A 6,486-nucleotide genomic window follows, 5' to 3' on the forward strand; every position below is an offset into this window, starting at 1 on the left:
TACCTCTCTTATAGAAGGGTCCGTTCACTCCTCAATCATAGGATGGCGGAGGAAACGACGAGACTCCCGCGGGAGAAGGAGCTAGGCGAGACCCCACAAGGAGTGTTAACGACTGAGGAGGCTTGCCTGTTCCCCCGCAGGAAAGCGAGTTGTTTCCGTAGCCAGCCAATCTCTATATGAGCAACGGATCCAAGTTATCTTGAAACTGAGTCTTCAACAATTCGGCCCTATAGCTTAATAAGTATTTTATGAAAAAACAGCCATAACGTTTATTGGAAAGAAATAAAAAACCAACAGTCCCCCTCTCATGTAAGGGGATGTTGGTCGATTCTTAACTATATAATCAGTGCAGAGACTTATAATATTGGAGAAAGCAGCCTCGCAATAGCCTCTTTGAAGCGAATCCATTTGGTGCGCGATTGATATAACTTACTCGTAAGCTCGGTAGATTCGATTAAATCCTCATGAAAACGATCGCTTAAAGCTTTGGCAATATTCGGATGGTAAACAAAAGCATTAGCTTCAAAATTCAACCGGAAACTTCGCACATCAATGTTAGCGGTACCGACAGAAGCAATATTCCCATCCACTACAATAGTTTTAGCGTGTAAAAAACCTTTTTGATAAATATAGATTCTTGCGCCTGCATTCAGCATGTCCCCAATATTAGAAAATGTAGCCCAATAAACAAACGGATGATCTGGCTTATTTGGGATCATAATTCGAACATCCACGCCTGAAAGTACCGCTATTCTAAGGGCATCGAGCAGACTATCATCTGGTATGAAATAAGGGGTTTGGATGTACACATACTCTTTTGCGGACAAAATCATTTTAATGTATCCGTGTTTAATCTGTTCCCATTCCGAGTCAGGTCCGCTGGAAACGATCTGAACTCCAGTGCTTCCCTTCGGTTCCGCCTGAAAATATCGATCTTCATAAACAATGTCTTTTCTTGAAGCCTGGTTCCAGTCGAGAATAAATCTGGTCTGCATGTTACTGACCGCATTCCCTTCGACCCTCAGATGGGTGTCCCTCCAATAACCGAACCTTTTGTTAAAACCTAAATATTCATCTCCGATATTAAATCCGCCAATATAACCTATTTTTCCGTCTATTATGGCTAATTTACGATGATTACGGTAATTTATTTTCAGATTCACTTTAGGTATAAAAGAAGGAAAGAAAGATTCTACTTCAACCCCGGCATCCCTTAGTCTTTTTACAAACTTTCTTTTAAGCAATCTTGATCCCATATCATCATACAGAAGCTTCACTTCTACATTCTCTTGAGCTTTTCGTATCAATACGTCGGCCAGGCGGGTGCCCAGTTTATCATCCCTAACAATATAATAAAGCAAGTGGATATGGTCTTGAGCACTTTCAATATCCTGAATAAGTGCATGAAACTTTTTTTGTCCATCAGTAAATACTTCTACTTCATTATTATCTGAATAGAGGGCATCATTATTTTTTAAATGTAAGTAAATAAGATCTTCATAAGGAACAATATCCGGATGATTGATCTCTAAACGGTCTTCTTTTATAGCTTGCAGCTGATCTTGTACAGCGGCTAATAAACCTAAGCGGCTCTTCTTATCCCATGTAAATATTTCTTTATTGCTTAAGCGTCTTCCAAAAATTAAATAAAATATAAATCCTGCTATAGGTAAAAACAAAAGTACCATCAACCAGGCCCATGTGGCACTTGCATCCCTGCGCTCTAAAAAAATGATGGCTAAAGCCAAGAGCACGTTTAAACCTAATATGACACTTAAAATATACGGGATAATATTCACCTGGTTCACCACCTTTTTTCGTCAAAAACCATTGCTCATCAACTATATCACATTTGGATTTATTCACTATACAAAAAAGAGATATGCTGATCATACTCTAAGCATACCTCTTTTCCTTGTGCATCCACATTAATTTCTCATTAAAATGCCCGCTTGCCCTAGAGCCTCTTCAGCTTCATCTAGTGCTTCCCTGCTGTCTGCTGAGATTGTGTGGGTATGAATGCCATCGGTCAATTCCAGCAGAAATGAGGCATTTGTAGATTGGACCTCGTCAATAAATTTTTTTACATCACGCCGATTTGAAATTCGAAGCTGAGCAGTTAAATCTCCGTAGATGGGGTGCTCTACTACGACTTCGTATACATGCACTCCATGATCTACAAGAATATTAAGCTCTTCTTCCGTTTGCTCTGCGTTATGCTGACATACAATTGTCCTTTGATAAGCCAGACTTTCCTTGTTATCGGTCATATACATGTAGCCCTGACTCGTGGCTACTATAGGTTCATTCCTTGCTTTAAGTAAAGAAACGTCCCCTACAATGACTTGCCTTGTAACGTTCATCTCTTCAGCAAGAGAACTACCAGTGATTGGATCTTTTGTCTGCTTCAATAAGGATAAAATGTGCTCTCTTCTCTCACTTGCTTTCATTTTCTTAGAGGATGGGCTCATATAGACGGCTCCTTCATGCGATCTTCGTTTTCTTATTGTAGCATAAGTTAAACTTTCACTGGTAAAGCTTCAAAATTATGAAGATTTAAAGCCGCTCAGCTTCCATTGCTCAATAGAAAAGCTGCTTTCTCCGAGTGAAGTAAAGAGAATATCTTCTTCTTCAGGCTGAGGAAAGATCCTGGAAGTAAAAACTTCCTCTCCATTATTCACAAAGATTTCAAGGGCAGACTGATCAATAAATAAATGTAGATTTCTTAGTCCTTGTGGAAGTTCTACTCTGCGGAATTCTGTCTTTTCCCTATTTTCTAGATGCGGCCTGGATAAGGTAAGGATTCCATTTTTATAACTAATAGCAGCATACTGAAATAATTCAACAGCAAATTGGTCTTCAATCTGTTCAAATTCGAGATTCAGTTCTGTTGCTCTTCCTCCAATACCTCGTACGGCTTTTTGATCATTTTCAATCGTAATGGAAGCATGGATAAGAGCCGGTCCTCTCATTTCCTTCAGCTCATTAACTGGTTTCTGGATAATTTGCTGCCCGTTCCAGGTCAGTTCCCTCGGCAGTGTTAAACAATGAACCCACTGCTTCTCTACGGTAGGGTGCGCCTGTTCATACTGGTCAGGGACACCCATCCAGCCAATAAGAATTCGGCGGCCCTGCTCATCCAAAGTTGTCTGGGGAGCATAGAATTCAAAACCACGGTCAAGCTCGCGGAAAGGACCATGTTCAAGCTTCGGCTTTTCATAATTAAGTTTCCCAGCGAAGTATCCACTTTGATAAGTGTTGGCGTAGTTCATTCCTTCCTCTTCCAAGCCTTGAGGAGAAACCATTAATATATCCTGGTCTTCGAGCTCAAAAATGTCGGGGCATTCCCACATAAAACCGAATTCACCAAGATCGTTTTCCAAACTTCCTGTAACAGAGCCGAGGTGCTTCCACTCGTATAAATTTTCTGATTGGAATAAGACAGCTTTTCCTTGGAGGTCTTTACTTTGAGCTCCAATTATCATGTACCAACGCTCACCATTTTTCCACACTTTAGGATCTCTAAAATGAGCTGTGTACCCTTCTGGAAGTTCAGCAATTACTCCCTGCTTTTCAAAATTCACCCCATCATCGGATACGGCAAGACATTGATAAGTCTCACGGTTTCCTTCCTCATCCTTTACATTCCCCGTATAGAATAAATATAGACGATCATTATGAGAAATTGCACTGCCTGAATAGACACCATTTTTGTCATACCAGTCAGAAGGAGTTAAAGCTATATCTTCATGTACCCAGTTAACAAAGTCTTTCGAAGTGTAATGCCCCCAAAATTTCGCTCCGTGACCTGTATCAAAAGGCATCCACTGATAAAATAAATGATAAGTCCCCTTCCATTGAACAAAACCGTTTGGATCATTCAGAAGCCCAACCGGCGGCATGTGATGGAAGAGCAGACGGTATGGATCAGACTCTACTTCTTCTTTATACTTATCTATTTCTTCTGCTGCTGCCTGGCGCAGTTCCTGATCTCTTTCAGCCATCAAAAAATCCTCCTAATTCAAATAATCCTCAACTTCTTTTTTTGTGGGTAAGGCGGTCATTGCCCCTTTTGTTGAAGCAGCCAAAGCTCCTGATACGCTTGCAAAACGAGTGATGTCTTCCCATTCTTTTAACGACAGCTGTTCAACCGTACCATGCTCACTCAGTTGGTATAACAATCCAGAAACAAATGCATCTCCAGCTCCTGTGGTATCTACCGCTTCGACTTTCATAGCAGGGACCTGAGTATGACCTTCTGTTGTATAAACGTGACTTCCAAGTGCCCCGAGTGTTACGTAAAGGACAGGAATATGATACTTTTGTAATTTTTTCACACCCGTTTCAATATCAGTTTCTCCAGTTAGAAACTCCAGTTCTTCTTCTGATATTTTAACGAGGTCTGCTTCACCCATCATGGACAGAATGGTTTCTCTTGCTTTTTCTTCTGAATTCCATAACCCCAGTCGTAAATTGGGATCATAAGAAACCATCAATCCTTTTTCTCTCGCCTTCTTTACCGCAGTTTTGGTTGCTGTTTTGGAAGGTTCATCTATCATGGAGATCGAACCAAAGTGAAGCACGTTGTGATTCTCAAATATTGCTTCATCTATTTCCGACTCTTCAAGAAAACGATCAGCGCTCGGATTGATATAAAAATCAAAACTGCGTTCGCCTGCCTGGTCTAGTGTAACAAAAACGACGCCCGTACGCGTATCTTGTGTTAAATACATATGTTCTGTACTGACCCCGTAATCATACAGGGTCTTTTTCAGGAACTTACCCAGTACATCATCTCCTACTTTACCTAGAAATGAAGATCTAGCTCCTAAACGGGCTAGTCCAACAGCTACGTTTGCGGGAGCTCCTCCGGGACTCTTTTGAAAGTTAATATTTTCATTATCCAGTGGTATGAAGTCGATTAAAGCTTCTCCAAGAGTAATAACACCTTTATTCAATATAAGCACGTCCTTTCTGTATATAAAAAAGACCAGGTTATTCCATTCATCCCTGATCCAATCTTTTAATTATTATACCTTTAATTCTTCCTTTCTTTCCATTCTCTCATTAATAAATTCAAGTATATTAATAAAAAAACCTAAAGCAAAGGGCTTTAGGTTTTAGTCGGTATTCTTATTTTGTTTGAAGAGTTGCTATTTTGGTTTCTCCTGCACTTGCCGTGTCAGAATAAGATGGATCAAAGCTCTCCACAGCATCATCAAAGTTCGTAATAATTACGGGAGTGATAGAACTTTTGGCTTTCTCCTCTACAAGTTGAGGGTCGAATGTAATGAGGTGATCTCCGGCATTCACTTTGTCACCCGTTTTCACATGGCCTTCGAAGCCTTCACCTTCCATACTTACGGTTTCCAGTCCAATATGAACTAATACTTCTACACCTGATTTCGTTTTAATTCCAACGGCGTGGTTCGTAGGGAAGATTTGTACGATCTCCCCGCTGATTGGGCTGACTACTTTTCCATCTGTTGGCTGAATCGCAACACCATCACCCATCATGCGCTGACTGAATACGGGATCATCAACTTCATCTAAAGAAACAACTTTTCCGTTCAATGGAGCAACTAATTCTTCTTGTACACTTTTTTTACCAAATAAATTCTTTAACAATATCTTCACCCTTCCTTTACCGAATAAAAATACTTTCTCATTATACATTTGGTAGTCTACTATTGAAAGTGAAGCTATTTGTATTTTTCCCTAGATTACTATCAATAAACTCATCATTGAATTTTCATCAAAAAAAGCTTCGTAAAACTTTAATATAATACACGACTTAATAAACTAAAGGGCCGGATTGTGGAAGACTCAGTTTCGAGATAAATTGGGACCGTTGCGATATGAGGAGGGGGCTGGTGGGGAAATAACTCGTCTTGTTCCATCACCCAGACACTCGAGACATAAGCCGCTCATCAACGGATTGAAAAAACGCAATCCTTTTGATGGTCGGCTTATGCTGGTCATGTCTTTCGGGGTGATTCCACATTTGAACACTTTCCTATGGGGAACGTTGAGCTTCCTCGCTCGTTTTCACTCCCTGCGGGATCTCACCTAGTTCCTTCTCCCATGGGAGTCTCGTCATTTCCCCACCAACCTTGCCACGTGAGAATAACGGACCCTTCTAGAAAAGAGGATGCTCTCCTTTTTAATCGGTCCTAAATGCTTTTAAGAGAGGCTATTCACATCGTTATAGCATAAAAACAGCCTCATGATCACATGCTTTTTTCTCATGAACCCTTCGATGTCATAAATCGTTTCGAGTTTCTGATTCGGCCAGGTCCGGAGGGGGACGATGCAGACTCCTGCGGGATGAACATGATCGGTGAGACCCCGCAGAGCTGGCTCGAGGAGGCTCAGCACAAGGGATGTTCGACTAAGATCGCCACGTCCTGTGGCAACGTCGAACGACCCTGCGTCATGCAGGGCCGGAAAGCGAAATCGTCCCCCGGAGGACCTTCCTCATAACCC

Annotated in this window: 5 protein-coding genes; all 5 read right to left on the bottom strand. The window is 41.2% G+C overall.

The window, feature by feature from the left end:
- Positions 1-356 precede the first annotated feature (356 nt).
- A complete protein-coding gene (cls, locus tag WAM07_RS11890) occupies positions 357-1,799 on the bottom strand; it encodes a cardiolipin synthase (protein WP_422167121.1) in 1,443 nt (480 codons plus the stop codon).
- Positions 1,800-1,928: 129 nt separating this feature from the next.
- On the bottom strand, positions 1,929-2,471 hold the full coding sequence (locus tag WAM07_RS11895; protein ID WP_422167123.1) for a transcription repressor NadR: 543 nt from the start codon (positions 2,469-2,471) through the stop codon (positions 1,929-1,931).
- Positions 2,472-2,546: 75 nt separating this feature from the next.
- A complete protein-coding gene (locus WAM07_RS11900; protein WP_422167125.1) occupies positions 2,547-4,004 on the bottom strand; it encodes a glycoside hydrolase family 32 protein in 1,458 nt (485 codons plus the stop codon).
- Positions 4,005-4,016: 12 nt separating this feature from the next.
- Complete coding sequence (locus WAM07_RS11905; protein WP_422167127.1) at positions 4,017-4,958, bottom strand: aminoimidazole riboside kinase; 942 nt, start codon at positions 4,956-4,958, stop codon at positions 4,017-4,019.
- 175 nt (positions 4,959-5,133) lie between these two features.
- On the bottom strand, positions 5,134-5,628 hold the full coding sequence (locus WAM07_RS11910; protein WP_422167128.1) for a PTS sugar transporter subunit IIA: 495 nt from the start codon (positions 5,626-5,628) through the stop codon (positions 5,134-5,136).
- Between the last annotated feature and the right edge of the window lie 858 nt (positions 5,629-6,486).

It is taken from the genome of Halobacillus sp., from assembly GCF_049282395.1.
GTDB lineage: Bacteria > Bacillota > Bacilli > Bacillales > Halobacillaceae > Halobacillus.